Source organism: Aureispira sp. CCB-E, assembly GCF_031326345.1.
Taxonomy (GTDB): domain Bacteria; phylum Bacteroidota; class Bacteroidia; order Chitinophagales; family Saprospiraceae; genus Aureispira.
Genome location: NZ_CP133671.1, coordinates 4862745 through 4880016, shown reverse-complemented (window position 1 = coordinate 4880016; position 17272 = coordinate 4862745). Strand labels below are relative to the sequence as shown.

Genomic DNA, 17272 nt, shown 5'->3' with positions numbered 1-17272 from the left:
CGAATAACAATCGAATTGGATAGTTGAGGTGGTGTGGATGAAACCTTTGTAAAGCTTTTTTAAGAAAGGGAATGATATGGTATTAAGACAATTATAATGTATTTTAGCTTAAAAAGCAAGTGGGTAAGTAGAATGATTAGAAAGTGTTTAGGTAGGTAGAGTAATTGTTGTAAAACAAAAAAAGTAAAGAAAATTTGGAAGTTTCAGAAAAAAAATACTAGGTTTGTAGTAACAAATCAGAAAAAACACTTCTAATAATAATTATGTTTTTGAGTAACGCACATACACATCATATCCATCATTTGCTGCATTGTCAGTCAAGTGAGGCTACTGTATGTGTCCATCATTCTACTCATCATAATTTCCATTCCTAGCGAATCAATTAGGTAGAAGACAAAATACGAAAAGGCTTATCACTTGGTGATAAGCCTTTTTTGTTTTTTGCCCATCTTATATTTCTCTTTTTAATTACAACAAACAAGGTCATGAACAACGAAATTCTTCGTATTGCCATCCAAAAGTCAGGTCGGCTAACTGAAAAATCAATGCAATTGTTAAGCGATTGTGGTATTCAATTGCAAAATGGAAAACGAAAGTTATTGTCACCCGCAACTAATTTCCCTTTAGAAATTTATTATTTGAGAGATGATGATATCCCTCAATATGTAGAAGATGGCGTTGCTGATATCGGTATTTTAGGAGAAAATGTTTTATTGGAAGAACAAGCTAAAGTAGACAAGATATTGGACTTGGGCTTTGCACAATGTCGCTTGTCTTTGGCCATTCCTAAAAATGAAGTTTATACTGGATTGGATTATTGGCAAGGAAAAAAAATTGCTACCACTTATTCCAACATCTTACGACAATATCTAAAAGAAAAACACATCGAGGCAGACATACACTCTATTAGTGGCTCTGTTGAAATAGCACCTAGCATTGGATTGGCCGAAGGGATTTGTGATTTGGTTAGTTCGGGCTCTACTTTATTGAGCAATGGCTTGAAAGAGGTAGAAGTTATACTAAAATCGCAAGCGGTACTCATTGCCAATCAAAACTTATCCCTTGGCAAGCAACAGATTCTCGAACAACTACTCTTTAGAATTCGAGCAAAACAAGCCGCTGCTCATAACAAATACATTCTACTGAATGCCCCAAATGACAGAATAGAAGCAATTTGTGCTTTGCTGCCAGGTATGAAAAGCCCTAGCATTTTGCCCTTGAAAGATAAAAATTGGAGCTCTTTACACTCTGTAGTTCAGGAACAGGCTTTTTGGGAGGTGATTGATAAGCTCAAAGCCGCAGGGGCCGAAGGTATTTTGGTCATTCCCATTGAAAAAATGATTGTATAGTTATGAATTATAGTAGCAGCGCAGCTAACTATTGGAATCAATCTATTTGTCTAAAATTAAAACAGAAAAAAACGTTATGAAAATTATTGAGTATCCTAAAAACTGGGAAGCTTTGTTGCAACGTCCTGTTATCGAGACAGAAAACCTAGAAGGGCTTGTGAAAAATATTCTCTCTAGGGTAAAGGAAAGGGGAGATGCAGCAGTAAAAGAATACACCCAAAAGTTTGATCAAGTCGTCATAGATAACTTGAGTGTTTCGGAGGATGAAATTAAAGCAGCCATCCAATTAGTGCCTGAAGACTTAAAAGCAGCCATTCAAGCTGCCAAAAAAAATATAGAAACCTTTCACGAGAGTCAAAGAGATAGCGTGAAAGTGGTTGAAACCACTTCAGGAATCAATTGTTGGAGAAAAAGTGTGGCGATTGACAAAGTGGGCTTGTATATCCCAGCAGGAACAGCGCCTTTGTTTTCTACGGTTTTAATGTTGGGGGTTCCTGCAAAATTAGCGGGTTGCCAAGAAATTATTCTATGTTCACCACCGACTCAAGAGGGTAAAATCAATCCCGTTATTTTATACACTGCCAGTTTGGTTGGGTGCACCCAAATTTTTAAAGTAGGTGGGGTACAGGCTATTGGAGCGATGGCTTCTGGAACAGAAAGCATTCCTAAGGTATACAAAATTTTTGGACCAGGGAATCAATATGTTACTTGTGCCAAGCAACTGGTCAGTCAACAAGGTGTTGCGATAGATATGCCTGCAGGACCTTCTGAGTTGTTAGTTTGGGCAGATGAACAAGCCAATCCTGCTTTTGTTGCGGCTGACTTACTTTCTCAAGCAGAACATGGAGTGGATAGCCAAGTTATGTTGGTTAGTGATAATATGAAGGTCGTTGAAGAAGTTCAAAGTGCTATAAGCCAGCAAATTGAACGGTTGCCAAGAAAAGACATCGCAAAAGTAGCCCTTCAAAATAGTCGAGCCGTTGTATTGCAGAACTCAGAAGAAATGATTCGATTTATCAACGCATATGCACCCGAGCACTTAATTCTAAATCTAGTTGAGGCAGATAAAATGGCTGAAAAAATAACCAATGCAGGATCGGTCTTTTTAGGAAACTTCACGCCTGAATCGTTGGGAGACTACGCTTCAGGAACCAATCACACCTTACCAACCAATGGCTTTGCTTGCAATTATAGCGGTGTTTCACTAGACTCCTTTGTCAAAAAAATAACATTTCAAAAAGCGAGTATCAAAGGCTTAAAAAACATTGGATGGGCAGTTGAATTAATGGCTGCTGCCGAAGAGTTGGAGGCGCACAAAAATGCTGTCAGTATTCGATTAAGAACACTAAAATCTACAGACATTAAAAATTAGAAGTATGAAAAAAATAAAGGAACTGGTTTGCCCCCATATTTTAAGTATGACTCCTTATGCCTCGGCACGTTCAGAGTTTAAGGGGAATGCTAACGTATTTTTAGACGCCAATGAGAATACCATTCGAACCAATTACAATCGTTATCCTGATCCATTGCAAAACGATTTGAAAAAAGCCATTGAGCCTTTGGTGGAATTAGATGCCACGCAAATTTTTTTGGGAAACGGAAGTGATGAGGCTATTGATTTATTGTTGCGTATTTTTTGCAACTCTGGAAAAGATGCCATTATTACATTGCCACCAACTTATGGGATGTACGAAGTATCTGCTTGTTTGAATAATATTCAGGTCATAGAAGTACCCTTAGAATTAGATTATCAACCTAACGTAGAAGGCATCTTAGCGGCACAAAGCGAACGAACAAAGATACTCTTTCTGTGCAGCCCCAACAATCCAACAGGGAATGATTTTGATGTAGGAAAACTACAGCAGCTGATCGAAAAATTTGAGGGAATCGTAGTTGTAGACGAGGCCTACATACACTTCTCAACGCAGGCTTCTTGCACACGATGGATTCAAAAATATCCTAATTTGGTGGTGTTGCAAACTTTTTCTAAAGCTTGGGGAATGGCTGGCATTCGATTGGGGATGGCATTGGCAAGCCCAGAAATCATTGCCTTGTTCAACAAAGTTAAGCCGCCTTATAATGTTAATGTATTAACGCAAAAATACGCCTTGAGTCAACTACAAGATTGGAGTACTTTGAAAGAAGACATTGCTACGATTTTATCCGAACGAGCATTGCTAGCAAAAGCCTTGTCTAAGCTAGTGTTTGTAGAAGAAATCTACCCATCTGCATCGAATTTCTTATTAGTAAAAGTCACGGAAGCTGATACAATTTATCAATATTTAATAGAACAAGGGATTATCATCAGAAACCGAAGCAAGGTGATTTTGTGTGATAATTGTTTGAGAATAACGATAGGAACAAAAGTAGAAAATGAGAAGCTGCTAGCGGTTTTAAGTAGTTATTCCACTTTAAAAATAAAATGACAATGAGCAAAAAAGTATTATTTATAGACAGAGATGGCACTATAGTAATTGAGCCACCTATTGATTATCAGTTGGATAGTTTGGAGAAACTAGAGTATTACCCTAAAGTATTTCAATACCTTTCTAAAATAGCAGTGGAATTAGATTATGAGTTAGTTATGGTAACCAATCAAGATGGTTTGGGAACAGATTCTTTTCCAGAAGCAACATTTTGGCCTGCTCAGAATAAAATCATTCAAGCTTTTAAAAATGAGGGAATTGTGTTTGGTGAGGTTTTGATTGATCGTTCTTTTCCTGCTGATAATGCGCCAACTAGAAAGCCTAGAACGGGCTTGTTGACCCAATACCTAGAAGGGGATTATGATTTGGAAAATTCCTTTGTAATAGGAGATCGCTTGACCGATATGAAGTTGGCTAAGAATCTAGGCGCAAAAGGAATTTGGTTAAATCCTTCGGAGTTGGGAAAAGAAGAGTGTGCGGCAAGAGTGGAGCAATTAAAACAGACGATTCAACTAACCACCAAGGATTGGCAAGAGGTTTATGAGTGTTTAAAATTACCATCTAGGATGGTGCAAATAGAGCGAAATACCAAAGAGACTCAAATTAAAATCCAGTTGAATTTAGATGGAACCGCTAAGGCCAATAATCAGACAGGAATTCGCTTTTTCGACCATATGTTAGATCAACTGGCACGTCATGCGGGAATTGATTTAGAGGTATTGGTTGAGGGAGATTTGGATGTGGATGAACATCACACGATTGAAGATACAGCCATAGCTTTGGGCGAAGCATTTAGAAAGGCTTTGGGTAATAAAAAGGGAATAGAACGTTATGGTTTTTGCTTGCCAATGGATGATTGTCTAGCGCAAGTGGCATTGGATTTTGGAGGACGAAATTGGATCGTCTGGGAAGCAGAGTTTAAGCGAGAAATGGTTGGGAAAATGCCTACAGAAATGTTTTTTCACTTTTTTAAGTCTTTTTCTGATGCGGCACGTTGCAATTTGAATATTCAAGCTAATGGAACGAATGAGCACCACAAGATAGAAGCCATTTTTAAGGCTTGGGCAAAGGCTATCAAGATGGCTATCAAGCGAGATGTTTACAACCAGCGTTTGCCTTCAACGAAAGGAGTATTGTAAGCTTGGGTCGGTATGGGGGATTTAAAAATTACAAAATTAACGAACTATTGAAACAATAAAATGAAAGTAGCAATTATAGATTATAATGCAGGAAATACCCGTTCGGTACAATTTGCGTTGGAACGTTTGGGGGTAGTACCCATTTTGACAAAAGAAGCTGCTGTTCTTTCTGAGGCAGACAAAGTAATTTTTCCTGGAGTTGGTGCCGCCAATTCAACTATGGCTTATTTAGAGCAAACAGGTTTGGATGTGGTGATTAAAAATTTGAAAAAGCCTGTATTGGGAATCTGTTTAGGGATGCAATTGCTTTGCGATTTTTCGGAAGAAGGAAATGTCAAAGGTTTAGGAATTTTTCCACAACAGGTGAAACGTTTTATGCCTCAAAAAGGAATGAAAGTGCCACACATGGGATGGAATCAACTGTCTTGTGAGCCTACAGCCTTGTTAGAGGGAGTTGCTTCGGGGAGCTATGTATACTTTGTACACGGCTACTATGTAGAGGTAAGTGTCCATACAATCGCCCGTTGTAATTATGGAGGAGCATTTAGCGCAGCGTTACACAAAGATAATTTTTATGCGACACAATTTCATCCTGAAAAGTCGGGAAGTGTTGGCGCAAAAATTTTAAAAAACTTTATAGACTTATAAAAATTATGATAAAAATTATACCTGCAATAGATATTATTAATGGTCAATGTGTGCGCTTGACACAAGGAGATTATGAACAAAAAAAAGTATACAATACCAATCCTGTAGAGGTCGCCAAATCGTTTGAAGATGCTGGCATTCAGCAGTTGCACTTGGTAGATTTGGATGGAGCCAAAGCGAAGCATATTGTTAATGCTAGTGTTTTAGAAAATATCGTCAAAGAAACCAATTTGAGGATTGACTTTGGGGGAGGAATTAAATCGGATAAAGACCTTAATGTTGCCTTTTATGCAGGAGCAAGTCAAATTACAGCGGGAAGCATTGCGGTCTCCAATCCTGAGTTAGTAAGTCGCTGGATAGAAGTTTATGGAGCCGATAAGATTATATTGGGAGCCGATGTCAAAGGAGGGAAAATAGCTGTTCATGGTTGGCAAAAAGAAAGTTCAGAAGAGTTGTTTCCTTTTTTAGAGAACTATTTAAAAAAGGGAATAGAATACTGTATTTGTACGGATGTGGCCAAAGATGGTTTGTTACAAGGAACATCTGTTGGCTTATATGAGACTATTATCAAGCGTTTTCCTAAGGTAAAATTGATTGCTAGTGGAGGCGTCAATTCGATTCAGGAGATTGAGCGTTTAGAGGAGTTAGGCTGTCATGGAGTGATTATAGGTAAGGCGATTTATGAAGGAAAAATTAAATTAAAAGAACTCGAAAAATTCATAGTATCATGTTGACAAAACGAATTATTCCCTGTTTAGATATAAAAGATGGGCGAACGGTAAAAGGGGTTAATTTTGTAGGTTTAAGAGATGCTGGTGACCCCATTGAATTGGCAAAAAAATACACAGAAGCAGGGGCAGATGAACTGGTGTTTTTGGATATAACGGCTAGTCATGAAAAACGAAAAACATTAGTGGATTTGGTGGAAAAAGTAGCACAAGCTATTTCAATTCCTTTTACGGTTGGCGGTGGAATTAGCACGGTTGAAGATGTAGCACGTCTATTGCAAGCGGGAGCGGATAAAATTACAATTAATTCTGCTGCGGTTCGCCAACCTAATTTGATTCAAGAGCTAGCAAATTGCTTTGGAAGCCAATGTGTCGTGGTGGCAATAGATGCTAAGTTAGAAAACGGTCACTGGCGTGTTTATACAGGAGGAGGTCGTCAAAAGAGTGACTGGGAATTACTGGCTTGGGCAAAAGAAGCAGAGCAACTGGGAGCGGGTGAAATTTTATTTACCTCTATGGACCACGATGGGACTAAAAAAGGCTTTGCCAATGAGCTATTGGCTTTGTTGTCAAAAGAGCTGACCATTCCTATTATTGCTTCTGGAGGAGCTGGAAATTTAGGGCATTTTAAAGATGCTTTTGAGGTAGGATTAGCCGATGCGGCTTTGGCCGCTAGTATTTTTCATTTTGAAGAAATTAGCATCCCTGAGTTAAAAAATTATTTAAATCAACATAAGATAGCTGTACGATTATAATGATAGAATTGAATTACGAAAAAACAGGAGGCTTAGTACCTGCGATTATACAAGATGCCAAGACAAAAAATGTCTTAATGTTGGGGTACATGAATCAAGCTGCTTTTGAGCAGACAAAAGCTACAAAACTAGTAACATTTTATAGCAGAACGAAGAAGCGTTTGTGGACAAAAGGAGAAACTTCGGGTAACTATTTGAAAGTACTTGCTATCCAAGAGGATTGTGATAAAGATACTTTGTTAATACAAGTGCAGCCTAAAGGACCCGCTTGTCATAAAGGGACAGGAACCTGTTTTAATACAGAGAATAAGTCCAATTTTGATTTGAAATACTTAGAGACTGTCATTCAGTCGAGGAAAAATAATTTGAAAAATAGTTCGTACACTGCTCAATTATTAGAAAAGGGGATCAACAAAGTAGCTCAAAAGTTGGGAGAAGAAGCCATAGAGTTGGTGATAGAAGCCAAGGATGATAACAAGGAATTGTTCTTGGGAGAGGCTGCGGATTTAATGTATCATTATTTGGTGCTACTGGCGGCTAAAAACTATACTTTGAGCGAGGTATTAGCTGTTTTAGAAAAGCGCCATCAATAACAGTTTTGTATGGCTTTTTTATTGTTTAAAATGATTAGACAGTGCCTTTGTAAGTCTTGGGCACTGTCTAACGAAAAGCTATTTTTTTGTTGTTTTAGCCTCTTGCTTTAGGCGTTCTTTTCGAGCTTTTTTCTGATCATTGTTGCTTTCGTAAATGGTGTAGTTTTCATATTTGGCCTTATTGTTTTCTGCCCAAATATCCTTTCCTATATTACAAACTAAAACCAATTCACGATAAAGTTCGTTGCCCAATTCAATGCGTTTTTCTACAGAAATGTCTCTATCAGAAACTTTATCTTGTTGGATATGAATGGTATTTTCAAATGCTGCTGCTGCTCTTTGAACAGCATCTATGTGAGGCTGCCTCAAGCCTGTTTCCGCCAAAAAGTCCAACAGTTTATTAGAAACACGTACAACACGACGCCCACAAAGTAGCAACTTAGGATCACTCATATCATTCATTTTGATAGTACCAAACTTTCGGTAATGTCCCGAACGCGTATTGTATTTGCTAGCAACGCGAGTCATAACGGATCGAATGGCTGTTTTTAGTTTTTCTTTGGCATCATTTTTCTTGCTAGTAGCTTCCATTTGATTGCCAATCAACTCGTCATCATCTGGCAAATCAGAGAATCTTTTACACAATTGCTCAAAGTGCTTGATTTTACTATCAGCATAAGCATAACTTTCAAATTCTTTCTGATCTCGTTTGATATATTGGATGCGTTCTTTGCATTGGGCATACAAATCTGCATCAGGGAAATTATATTCTCTATTGATACTCTGTTTTTTCATATTTATAAATAATCTGTTAACATTTTTAGTTAAGTAAAACTAATTTTTTTTTACACAAATGTCAAGTTTTGCTTCTTATTTGTTTCTAAATTTTACTCCGATATAATTTTTTTAGCAAAGTTAAGTGTTAAGGTTGTATTTAATATTTTAAATATTTGATATTTTAATTGATTATATCTAATATAATTTATATTTTGATATTATTATTATTGAAAAATGAAAGGGATATGAAGGAATACAAAACAAGAGCGTTGACAATCAAAGTTCGACCTGATGGAATTATCGAAATGCATACCAATGAGGGTTGGGATCAACCCGATACGGTTGAGATTGCCAAAGAGAATATCGAAATGTTAATTAAAGCAGTAGATAATAAGCCGAGAGCTTTGCTGAGCTATATGCCAAGTACTTATATGAGCAAAGAAGTATTGGATTGCTATGACAAAGCAGAAATTGGTGAAGTGGCAAGTGCTATGTTAACGACTTCTTTTGGTGCCAAGGTTATGGGTAATGCTTATTTGAAATTGACAGGAAAAGCGGCTAAATCAAGTCAAATTAAAAATCAAGCTCCTGTTAGAATTTTTAGCAAAAAAGAAGATGCTGTCGTTTGGCTTTTGAGCCAAATAGCCAAGCATCAATAGATTTTTTGGCGACAAATTGTCTTGCTTATTTTTGGTGCAGGTGGTTAATTAATAAATTAAATACCTTGCTCCAATAAATAATATGGATTTCGTATGTCTAAAATTAAAAAATATATTAATTTCGCACTCTTTAATTCAACCCCCCTCAATCAAAAGCCTTCTAATACGAAATTAATTTACATTTATTAAGATTAGATAACCATGAAATTAACAACACGAGCATTGACAATTATTGTTCGCCCTGATGGAATTGTAGAGATTTTAAACAATGAAAACTGGAATGACGCAGACACAATAGAAATTGCTCAAGAAAATATTGCAATGTTAAAAAAAGCAGTAGATGGACAACCAAGAGCTATGTTGAGTCACATGCCAAGTACATACATGTCAAAAGAGGTATTGGAGTGTTACGAAAATGCTGAGATAGGAGAAATAGCTAGCGCTTTGTTAACAACTTCCTTTGGATCAAAAGTAGTCGGAAATTTGTTTTTAAAATTGACAGGTAAAGCTGCTACGAAAAGCGTAGAAGGCAAGGCTCCAGTAAAGATATTTACAAAAAAAGAGGATGCTGAAGCATGGTTGCTAGAACAAATAGCAAACCATACAAATTGATGTAATTCAAAACGATAGAAGTTGAAGGATAGCAGCAAGGTGTATGGTTGATAGATCGTAGTTCTGTTTCACTGATTTGGCATTTGATTTATAAGAAATAAGCTTATTTTAATTGTCAATTTAGCTAAAAGAAGAAAAATGGAATACAAAACAAAATCTATCACAATTAAGGTTCGGCCAGATGATATTGTAGAAGTGACCAATAACGAAGAGTGGGAAAATATAGATACAATTGAGACCGCTACTGAAAATGCCAAGGTGCTAAAAAAAGCAGTAAATGGAAAAAAGAGAGGTATCTTGAGTCATATGCCAGATACGTATGTTGGAAAAGAAGTGCTGGAATGTTATATCAAGGCAGAAATAGGAGAAGTCGCAACTGCTTTAATGACTCGGTCTTTTGCTTCTAAAGTAGTTGGAAACATTTATTTGAAATTAACAGGAAAAAAGAAAAATGCAGAACAGGAAAGTGACAAACCTCCTGTCAAAATATTTACCAAACGAGAACTAGCGGAAGCATGGTTATTGGAGCAAATCGCTCTCTATTCAAAATAAAGGGTTGAAGAGTAAGCCTTATCTTTGAAAAATTGATATAGGAATACTTTTTATTAAATCACAATTTTATTATTTGAGCTTTTTTGTCGAAAAAAAAGCTTATTTTAATTGTCAATGTTTAACCCCAAAAACAGAGCGATATGGAATTTAAAACTAAATCAATGACTATTGTAGTCCGACCAGATGACATTGTAGAAGTAATCAATAATGAATATTGGGACAAGCCTGATACAATTGAAACGGCTACTGAAAATGCTAAAGCTTTGAAAAAAGCTGTGGACAAGAAGCAAAGAGGCATATTAAGACATCTGCCTGATCATTATATAGGAAAAGAGGTCTTGGAATGTTATATCAATGGAGAGATAGATGAAGTGGCTACAGCACTATTGATTACATCGTATGGATCAAAAGTAGTCGGTAATCTGTATTTAAAACTGATAAAAAAATATTCTGAGTCTAATGATAAGCAAGCGACATTTTTAGTAGATATTTTCACTGAAAAAGAAGCTGCTGAAAAATGGTTACTCAATGAAATTGCTAAACGCAAGTAATTTTACTTTGACGATAAAAAACAAAAGCCATTTCCAATCTTTGGAAATGGCTTTTTGTATGAAAAAGATTCGATTATGATGCTCTTTGGTTAATTTGTTCAGACGAATACTTCATGTCTTCTAAAATATGCTGGTGGTGGCGATATCTATTGGTTACAAATTGCCAATGATAAGTAGCGGATAGAATAGAATTAAGCCCATCGGCAAATTGCAAAACGGTTACCTTTTCTTCTACTGTTAAGCCCTTAATATCGGTACGAATTTGTTTGATCATCTTCTTAAATTCGGCGTGGCAATTATTAACCAAATCAATGGATTTTTGAATTGCTTTATCTAAGGTTTTTGTTTGTTTAAGCACCCCAAAACTATTTACTAAATTGAACTGGCTATGGCTTTCCTTAGGATAAGAAAATATATCATTTGATAATCCTCCAATATCTGCACATAAGTCAATAGCGGTTTGCAAGCTAGGTACTTTCTCTAGAAGATCGTGATTTAAATACCTGCCCGTGCAATATTCAATTAAATAAATGGCAACATACATCCCCGAAAAGTTTCTTCTTAATAGAATATATTCTTCTGTCGATTCGTAGGCATCTGGTTTTAATTGATCTCTCAAATGTTCAAACAAAAGCCAAGATAATTTTTTGAAAAAAGTAGGTTCGCAACTTTGAAATATTTTGTTTCGAACCCATTGTAATGCAGTGCAAACTGTTTTTATCTCATTGCTAGTTAGTTGGTTATAATAAATGCTGTTTATTTTTCCTGTTTGCCAGATATACATCAACTCAGACAAAGCAGGTTTGTCTTCCTGTTGGTTCTTTTCTATATCTTCTCCAAATAAATCATCAATGTAATACAGCAAATCGTATAGAATATTAACAATAACGATTCTGTATTTTCCAGATTTTGGATATAAAAACGAGGTCATTGTTGTATGGGCTGCATAGGATTGGTCAATTTGGATATTTAGTTCTTTGGATAAACGTGAAGTTGCCAATAAAATGCTCTCCATTGCTTCATGATGTTGGGGTCTTAGTTCTGAAATACTGAGCTGTTGAGAGTTAAAAGTGGTTGTGGTTCGTAGTGTGAAATGATTTGAAAAAAAGTCGAAATTTTTAGTGGTTGTATTTCTTTCTTTCATAGTGTGTGGTTTCTTTTAAAAGGGATAAATAAATGGCATTGTGAGGTTCCCTAATTTGCTTATTTATAGAAGCCTAATTCTTTGTTAGATGCTGCATAGTTTTGGTTTATTGTTGGTTCTGAATTATTTTATGCAGTTAACAGTTTTGTTCAGTCAATGCAAGGCTTCGCCAGTCTTCGCAAAACGTCAATAAGAGTATTACAAAGGAGGAACAGCACAAGCTTTTAAAAATGAAATTGCAAAAAATAGAGGCTTCTTACCCTTAGATATTAAGATTAGATTGTGTTAATAAATTTTGTAAGAAAGTGTCAACTGGTACGTGTACTCCTTAATAGAGTGAGTGGTATATTCGCTATACAGTATTGAAGGGAATAATTTGTGGGCGAAACTACTTTTAAAAGTAAGTATGTCGTTTTACTATGTTGTTTACAAATATAAACAAAATAATCAAATGTTTTAATTAATATAAAATTAATTTTAATAAATTATATGTGTCAATTTGTAACGGCTTTTAATGAGCTGCTAATATAAATTAATTTCTTTTTTTTATTAGTATCTAGATTGGTTTCTTAAAAATATATTGTACTTTAATTCTTGATATTTATTATAAATAAGTATTAGAATTGAATTATACGAGAGGATATTGGAATTTTTGACCAAAATAAGTAAATACATATAAATAAAGAACCCTATATGGTCTTGTTAAGGTGTAGTTTACATATATTTATTGTACAGTTAAAAAATTAATTTATTTTTGGAGTGAAAAAAAGATTCTCAAATCTCTCTTGTACTTATATTTTATAACATACTTAATAATTGATGTTATTGGAGGATTTCCCCTTGGCATTATATTCAATAGATAATTATTAATTACAAAAAAAAATGGAGTTCAAAACAAGAGCCTTGACGATTACAGTTCGACCAGATGACATTGTAGACATTGTGCCAAATGAAGATTGGGTGGAGCCCGATACGATGGAAATCGCCAAAGAAAATGTCGCTGCCATGAAAAAAGCAGTAGATGGAAAACCTAGGGGGTTGCTTAGTCGCACACCAAGTACGTATCTAAGCAAAGAGGTAATGAACTATTATAGTGAAGCAGAAGTAGGAGAAGTGGCTACTGTTATATTGACCAATTCGTTTGGATCAAAAGTAGTCGGAAACCTTTTCTTAAAACTAACAGGAAAAAGCAGAGGAGATGCTCCCATACGTATTTTTTCGGCAAGCAACAAAGAAGAAGGGATTGCTTGGTTATTAGAGCATATTAATAAAGCTAAAAAACAGGCTAAAAGGGGCTAAAATAATAGTTTTTAGTTATATTTCTTTTTTATGAATTTATGTTTTCATATATTTAGATATACTGTTGAGTTTACTTAGAATTATAAAACAACATAAAAGTATAATAAAGAACCTTAAACATAAAGATTATGGAATACAGAACTAAAGCACTAATTATCAAGGTTAGACCAGATGATATTGTTGAGATTATCCCTGATAAGAACTGGGTAGAACCTGATACCTTAGAAATTGCCAAAGAGAACGTGGCAGCAATAAGAAAAGCAGTAGATGGAAAACCCAGAGGGCTGTTGAGCGAAAACCCCAATACTTATCTTAGTAGAGAAGTTATGAACTACTACAATGAGGCGTATGTAGGAGAAGTGGCTACAGCAATGTTAAGCACTTCTTTTGGGTCAAAAATAGTAGGCAATCTATTTTTGAAGTTAACAGGCAAAAGTAGAGGAGATGCACCTGTTCGTATTTTTGCAATGAGCGATCGAAAAGCAGCAATTGAGTTCTTGTTAGATGAAATTGCCAAAGCCAAAAAACGAAAATGATAAAATTAAGAAAAATATAAAAATACCCCTATATATTTTATGTTTAATTGTTATAATAATGTTATATTTATTAGGCTTAATATGTGATTGTAACAAACTTTAAATATAGAAACTATGGAATACAGGACTAGAGCACTAATCATCAAGGTTCGACCCGACGATATTGTTGAAATATTGCCTAACAAAGAATGGACAGAGCCTGATACATTAGAAATTGCACAAGAAAATGTGGCTGCTATGAGAAAAGCGGTAGATGGCAAAGTGAGGGGATTGTTAAGTAATACGGCAAATACTTATCTTAGTAAAGAAGTTCTAAAATGTTATTCTGAAGCAGAAATAGGAGAAGTCGCAACAGCAATGTTAACCACTTCTTTTGGTTCAAAGATTGTCGGAAACCTTTTTTTGAAAATAACTGGTAAATCCAAGTTGACAGATGGCAAAAGAGGACAAGCTCCTGTCAAAATATTTGATGAAAAAAAACGAGACGAGGCAATCAAATGGTTGCTAGAATGTATCGAAAAAAAGAAAAATGGATAAAATATTACATCAGAGAAATAAAAAAACTATCTATTGAATTTCAGTAGATAGTTTTTTTATGCCTATTCTATTAGCTAGCTGGATTTCTTTTTTGAACTCGAACTTTAATACCATTCGTTGGACTTAGAGTAAGCAAAGGTTTAAAACCTATGTTTTGTCCTGGCGATAAGACAAATTTGTACCTCCGAATAAACATGGCTAAAATGAATTGCATTTCCATAATAGCAAAATTTTTCCCAATACAAATTCTTGGTCCTCCTCCAAAAGGTAAATAAGAAAAAGGAACCTGTTCTTTTTTATTTTCTGGAGTGAAACGCTCAGGGTCAAAACATTCAGGATCTTTCCAGTACTTAGGATTATGATGTAGACCATATACAAATGCTGCAATGTCTTCTCCTTTTTTGATTTTGATGCCCGAAAACTCGTCATCTTCTACGGGTTCTCGGTCAATAAGCCAGACAACGGGATACATTCGCATTGTTTCTTCTAGGACTTGTAGTGGATAAGTCAATGAGCGAATACTTTCGATGGAAGGTTCTTCATCTCCCAATATTTCTGTGACTGATTGCAGCACTTTTTCTTCAATTCCAGGGTGTTTGGCTAGCAAATAGAAGAGCCAAGCCATTGTAACAGCAGATGTTTTGTTGCCTGCAACAATCAAAATAATAGATTCATCTAGCAACTGTTTATTCGTCATCTTAGAACCATCTTCATACTCGGTATCCAACAACATACCTAGCAAATCATCTTTTGATTCGCCAGATTTTTTTCGTTCTTCGATGAAATCTAAGATAAATTTATCTCGAATATTTTTTTGTTTGACAATATGCTTATAAGCGCCATTGAGATGATACCAAGGTTTTAGAAATGGCTGTTTGGCAACAGCGACAATGTATTCATTTGCTTTGGCAATGCTATCATCAATAACATCAATTTTTTCATTGTCAAACTCTTGCCCGAACAAGCTTTTGGAAACTACTTTTGATGCCAAGTAAGTCATTTCTTTTTCGAGATCAATTTCTTGGTTTGTTTCTGCATACACGTCCAAGATATTATCCATATATTGATTGATTTCATCAAGCATAATTTTAGAAATGCCAACTAATTTTTTTTTGTGAAAACCAGCTTGGATAGCTCTGCGTTGTTTCAACCAATATTTTCCGTCAGATGTAAAAAGACCATCTCCAATTTGATCTCTTACAAAAGTTCTAACTAAAGAGGTTTTGATATAGTTAGAATTATTCTTTTGTAAAAAATACTGAATCAATTCAGCGTCATCGGTTAGGGTAAGTTTGTTAGGAAGTTTGATAAGACCATCATTCTGGTCTAATATTTCTTTAAAAAAAAGGATCAAGTTGCGATTCATACTAGGAAGCTTGCGTAAAAAAGCAAGCAATCCCATTTTAGGAACATTAACTTCAGGGTTCTCCATTATGAAAATATATTAAGTGTTTTGAATCAATAATCCACTAACCTTATAGTTGCGTAATACTAAAAAATTAGTGACTGTTTAGGTATAGACATTGATAGTCAGACCAATAAAAAAATGAGGAAATAACAATAGAATTAAATGACCTTAGTCTACTAAAAGACTAAGGTCATACTTTGTATTAAGATAATAAATTTCATTATCATTCAGTCGATAATTCCATTTACTTTATGCATGTTTCTTGATTAGAGGAATCAAATTCTTAACTTTCGAATTGAATGTATAAGTAGATTCGTGTTTCAAGTCTTCCAAAATGTGGTTGTCATGTCTGAAACGCTGAGTAACAAATTGCCAGTGGTAGCTTGCTGATAAAATATCTTTTAGACCCTCTGCAAATTTTAACACAGTAATTTGTTGCTCTTCAGATAAAACCTTAACCTCTGTTTGAAGTTGCTCTATGGCTTGGTCAAATTCAAAGTGACAGTCGTTAACTAGGTCGATAGAATTTTGAACAGCTTCTTTTAATGTCATTTCTGGATGAGCAACTAAATAACTGTTGACCAAATTAAACTTGCTGTGACTTTCTTTGGGATAGGAGAAAATATCGTTTGATAAACCTCCAATATCAGCACATGCATCAATTGCTTTTTGTAGACTAGGTACTTTTTCTAAAGTACCTGCGGCAAGGTATCTATTGTTGCAGTATTCTACAAGAAACGCAACAGGGTACATTCCACCAAAACGTCTTCTTAGCAAAATATATTCGTCTACAGTGCTAAAGTCTTTAGGCTCCAACTGATCTTTCAAATGCTCAAAAAGCAGACCAGATAGTTTTTTGAAAAATGCAGGCTCAGAGCTCTGAAATAACTTAGTTCTAATCCAAAGTAAAGCGTTATAGATGTTCTTAATTTTTGGGTTTTTAATAGCATCTAAAAAGCCATCTTGGATTTTTCCAGTTTTCCAAATTTGCATCATTGCCATCAATGAAGGACGCTCGTCGTCTTCTCCAATTTCTATGTCCTCTCCAAAAAGATCATCGATGTAATATAGAAAATCGTAGAGAACATTGGCAATGACCAATCTATACCTACCTGAGTTGGGGTATAAAAATGCAGTCATACTTGTATGAGCAGAATAGACCTCTTCTAGTTGGATATCCAGCTCTTTGGTCAATTTAGAGGTAGCTTTCAAAATATCTTGAATAGCTTCGTGATAGTGTATTTCTAGTGTAGAAATGGTTAGCTGCTTAGAGTTGAAGGGGCTAACAGGGCATGCGGATAAATTGTCTTGAAAATCGTTAGCGATTTGTGATACGTTGGGTTTGTTACCTTCGTTTGCTTCTTGATTTCTTTCTTTCATGGTACAATTTCTTTATAAGGGGTTGAAAAATAAGATTGTACATTTTCCCTGTTTTTATCCATTAGATATAAGACTATTACGATCATCACTAACACTAAGTGTTGCTTTTTGGTTAGGACATACAAAAGCCGTTTTAACTATCTAAAAACATTGTGATAATTAACTGGAGTAATGGAAAG

General features: G+C 35.3%; 19 protein-coding genes. 15 read left to right on the top strand and 4 right to left on the bottom strand.

Translation table 11 applies throughout. The features are described from left to right. Positions 1–485: 485 nt before the first annotated feature. From hisG to hisIE, 8 genes are all read left to right on the top strand, one after another. Complete coding sequence (gene hisG / locus QP953_RS18890; protein ID WP_052599376.1) at positions 486–1349, top strand: ATP phosphoribosyltransferase; 864 nt, start codon at positions 486–488, stop codon at positions 1347–1349. Between the two features lie 76 nt (positions 1350–1425). Beyond that, the gene (gene hisD, locus QP953_RS18885; protein WP_309552383.1) at positions 1426–2721 is read left to right on the top strand and encodes a histidinol dehydrogenase; all 1296 of its coding nucleotides are present in this window, start codon (positions 1426–1428) and stop codon (positions 2719–2721) included. Positions 2722–2725: 4 nt separating this feature from the next. Further along, positions 2726–3775, top strand: coding sequence for a histidinol-phosphate transaminase (hisC, locus tag QP953_RS18880; RefSeq protein ID WP_309552382.1), 1050 nt, complete (start codon positions 2726–2728; stop codon positions 3773–3775). A gap of 2 nt (positions 3776–3777) precedes the next feature. Beyond that, a complete protein-coding gene (hisB, locus tag QP953_RS18875) occupies positions 3778–4914 on the top strand; it encodes a bifunctional histidinol-phosphatase/imidazoleglycerol-phosphate dehydratase HisB (RefSeq protein WP_309552380.1) in 1137 nt (378 codons plus the stop codon). 60 nt (positions 4915–4974) lie between these two features. Next, positions 4975–5562: an imidazole glycerol phosphate synthase subunit HisH gene (gene hisH / locus QP953_RS18870; RefSeq protein WP_309552379.1), complete on the top strand. Its 588-nt coding sequence runs from the start codon at positions 4975–4977 to the stop codon at positions 5560–5562. An 8-nt stretch (positions 5563–5570) separates the two neighbouring features. Further along, positions 5571–6296, top strand: coding sequence for a 1-(5-phosphoribosyl)-5-[(5-phosphoribosylamino)methylideneamino]imidazole-4-carboxamide isomerase (hisA, locus tag QP953_RS18865; protein ID WP_408913539.1), 726 nt, complete (start codon positions 5571–5573; stop codon positions 6294–6296). Next, complete coding sequence (gene hisF / locus QP953_RS18860) at positions 6290–7045, top strand: imidazole glycerol phosphate synthase subunit HisF (RefSeq protein ID WP_309552375.1); 756 nt, start codon at positions 6290–6292, stop codon at positions 7043–7045. Before hisA ends, hisF begins: the two co-directional genes overlap by 7 nt. Continuing rightward, complete coding sequence (hisIE, locus tag QP953_RS18855) at positions 7045–7638, top strand: bifunctional phosphoribosyl-AMP cyclohydrolase/phosphoribosyl-ATP diphosphatase HisIE (protein WP_309552373.1); 594 nt, start codon at positions 7045–7047, stop codon at positions 7636–7638. Before hisF ends, hisIE begins: the two co-directional genes overlap by 1 nt. Before the next feature lie 78 nt (positions 7639–7716). On the opposite strand, the gene QP953_RS18850 is transcribed toward hisIE, so the two are convergent. Continuing rightward, positions 7717–8433, bottom strand: coding sequence for a hypothetical protein (locus QP953_RS18850; RefSeq protein WP_052599383.1), 717 nt, complete (start codon positions 8431–8433; stop codon positions 7717–7719). 227 nt (positions 8434–8660) lie between these two features. Between QP953_RS18850 and QP953_RS18845 the strand changes: the two genes are divergently transcribed. The 4 genes from QP953_RS18845 (at position 8661) to QP953_RS18830 (ending at position 10789) form a co-directional block, all read left to right on the top strand. Beyond that, the gene (locus QP953_RS18845; RefSeq protein WP_052599384.1) at positions 8661–9074 is read left to right on the top strand and encodes a hypothetical protein; all 414 of its coding nucleotides are present in this window, start codon (positions 8661–8663) and stop codon (positions 9072–9074) included. 201 nt (positions 9075–9275) lie between these two features. Beyond that, positions 9276–9686 carry a hypothetical protein gene (locus tag QP953_RS18840; RefSeq protein ID WP_052599385.1) on the top strand — a complete coding sequence of 137 codons (411 nt, stop codon included), beginning with the start codon at positions 9276–9278 and terminating at the stop codon, positions 9684–9686. A 138-nt stretch (positions 9687–9824) separates the two neighbouring features. Next, positions 9825–10238, top strand: coding sequence for a hypothetical protein (locus QP953_RS18835; RefSeq protein WP_052599386.1), 414 nt, complete (start codon positions 9825–9827; stop codon positions 10236–10238). Positions 10239–10399: 161 nt separating this feature from the next. Next, positions 10400–10789, top strand: coding sequence for a hypothetical protein (locus tag QP953_RS18830; protein WP_156039880.1), 390 nt, complete (start codon positions 10400–10402; stop codon positions 10787–10789). A 73-nt stretch (positions 10790–10862) separates the two neighbouring features. On the opposite strand, the gene QP953_RS18825 is transcribed toward QP953_RS18830, so the two are convergent. Beyond that, entirely contained in the window at positions 10863–11933 is a 1071-nt protein-coding gene (locus tag QP953_RS18825) for a terpene synthase family protein (RefSeq protein WP_052599388.1), read from the bottom strand. Between the two features lie 882 nt (positions 11934–12815). Between QP953_RS18825 and QP953_RS18820 the strand changes: the two genes are divergently transcribed. From QP953_RS18820 to QP953_RS18810, 3 genes are all read left to right on the top strand, one after another. Further along, on the top strand, positions 12816–13232 hold the full coding sequence (locus tag QP953_RS18820; protein ID WP_052599389.1) for a hypothetical protein: 417 nt from the start codon (positions 12816–12818) through the stop codon (positions 13230–13232). 128 nt (positions 13233–13360) lie between these two features. Next, a complete protein-coding gene (locus QP953_RS18815; RefSeq protein ID WP_052599390.1) occupies positions 13361–13768 on the top strand; it encodes a hypothetical protein in 408 nt (135 codons plus the stop codon). A 114-nt stretch (positions 13769–13882) separates the two neighbouring features. Continuing rightward, positions 13883–14305: a hypothetical protein gene (locus tag QP953_RS18810; RefSeq protein WP_052599391.1), complete on the top strand. Its 423-nt coding sequence runs from the start codon at positions 13883–13885 to the stop codon at positions 14303–14305. 70 nt (positions 14306–14375) lie between these two features. Here QP953_RS18810 and QP953_RS18805 read toward each other — a convergent pair whose 3' ends face one another. Beyond that, complete coding sequence (locus QP953_RS18805) at positions 14376–15737, bottom strand: cytochrome P450 (RefSeq protein ID WP_309552371.1); 1362 nt, start codon at positions 15735–15737, stop codon at positions 14376–14378. A gap of 225 nt (positions 15738–15962) precedes the next feature. After that, positions 15963–17093: a terpene synthase family protein gene (locus tag QP953_RS18800; RefSeq protein WP_052599393.1), complete on the bottom strand. Its 1131-nt coding sequence runs from the start codon at positions 17091–17093 to the stop codon at positions 15963–15965. Positions 17094–17272: the final 179 nt, after the last annotated feature.

Bases quoted from the DNA above. Each gene is read 5' to 3' on its own strand.
- QP953_RS18835 (WP_052599386.1), top strand. From the start codon at position 9,825: ATGGAATACAAAACAAAATCTATCACAATTAAGGTTCGGCCAGATGAT.
- hisH (WP_309552379.1), top strand. From the start codon at position 4,975: ATGAAAGTAGCAATTATAGATTATAATGCAGGAAATACCCGTTCGGTA.
- QP953_RS18820 (WP_052599389.1), top strand. From the start codon at position 12,816: ATGGAGTTCAAAACAAGAGCCTTGACGATTACAGTTCGACCAGATGAC.
- QP953_RS18840 (WP_052599385.1), top strand. From the start codon at position 9,276: ATGAAATTAACAACACGAGCATTGACAATTATTGTTCGCCCTGATGGA.
- hisB (WP_309552380.1), top strand. From the start codon at position 3,778: ATGAGCAAAAAAGTATTATTTATAGACAGAGATGGCACTATAGTAATT.
- QP953_RS18815 (WP_052599390.1), top strand. From the start codon at position 13,361: ATGGAATACAGAACTAAAGCACTAATTATCAAGGTTAGACCAGATGAT.
- hisC (WP_309552382.1), top strand. From the start codon at position 2,726: ATGAAAAAAATAAAGGAACTGGTTTGCCCCCATATTTTAAGTATGACT.
- QP953_RS18845 (WP_052599384.1), top strand. From the start codon at position 8,661: ATGAAGGAATACAAAACAAGAGCGTTGACAATCAAAGTTCGACCTGAT.
- QP953_RS18810 (WP_052599391.1), top strand. From the start codon at position 13,883: ATGGAATACAGGACTAGAGCACTAATCATCAAGGTTCGACCCGACGAT.
- QP953_RS18830 (WP_156039880.1), top strand. From the start codon at position 10,400: ATGACTATTGTAGTCCGACCAGATGACATTGTAGAAGTAATCAATAAT.
- QP953_RS18825 (WP_052599388.1), bottom strand. From the start codon at position 11,933: ATGAAAGAAAGAAATACAACCACTAAAAATTTCGACTTTTTTTCAAAT.
- hisIE (WP_309552373.1), top strand. From the start codon at position 7,045: ATGATAGAATTGAATTACGAAAAAACAGGAGGCTTAGTACCTGCGATT.
- QP953_RS18805 (WP_309552371.1), bottom strand. From the start codon at position 15,737: ATGGAGAACCCTGAAGTTAATGTTCCTAAAATGGGATTGCTTGCTTTT.
- QP953_RS18800 (WP_052599393.1), bottom strand. From the start codon at position 17,093: ATGAAAGAAAGAAATCAAGAAGCAAACGAAGGTAACAAACCCAACGTA.
- QP953_RS18850 (WP_052599383.1), bottom strand. From the start codon at position 8,433: ATGAAAAAACAGAGTATCAATAGAGAATATAATTTCCCTGATGCAGAT.
- hisD (WP_309552383.1), top strand. From the start codon at position 1,426: ATGAAAATTATTGAGTATCCTAAAAACTGGGAAGCTTTGTTGCAACGT.
- hisF (WP_309552375.1), top strand. From the start codon at position 6,290: ATGTTGACAAAACGAATTATTCCCTGTTTAGATATAAAAGATGGGCGA.
- hisG (WP_052599376.1), top strand. From the start codon at position 486: ATGAACAACGAAATTCTTCGTATTGCCATCCAAAAGTCAGGTCGGCTA.